The sequence below is a fragment of the Pseudomonas khavaziana genome (assembly GCF_019145205.1).
GTDB lineage: Bacteria > Pseudomonadota > Gammaproteobacteria > Pseudomonadales > Pseudomonadaceae > Aquipseudomonas > Aquipseudomonas khavaziana.
Map to the genome: position 1 here is coordinate 1 of NZ_JAHSTT010000058.1, position 435 is coordinate 435.

Below are 435 nucleotides of genomic sequence, written 5' to 3' on the forward strand. Positions count from 1 at the left end.
ATCGAAACGGCCTTTCCCCTAGCAGATCAATGCTTGGCGTCAAGCCTGTATCAGCGGTCAAGAGGCGGTGCAGATCCAAAAAATGACTGGCCATGAGCAGGCGCGTAAAGACAAGAAACGCATTCAGGAACTAGAGCGTGAACTGCGCCGTAAAGATGCTGCATTAGCTGAAACCGCAGCATTGTTAGTGGGCGAAAAAAGCTCAACGCCTACTGGGGGAGCGACGGCGAGGACAGCTGACCTCTTTGCCACAACGGCAGTTGTTGGTGAGCTAGTTGATTGAAGCCATTGTCGCAGCGCCCGAAAAATACGTGCATGCTAGGAGGTCGGGCTATCGCTGCGAACCTTGCAGCGCTGGGCTCAGTGCCAGATTTAAAGGCCGATGCGCGCACCACCACCTTGCGGCCCAAGCTGCGTAATGCGCTGAGTGTAATT

Annotated in this window: 1 pseudogene; it reads left to right on the plus strand. The window is 54.7% G+C overall.

The features are described from left to right. Positions 1–22: 22 nt before the first annotated feature. Positions 23–435 (plus strand): annotated as a pseudogene (locus KVH01_RS29505) (IS3 family transposase); the annotation flags it as partial.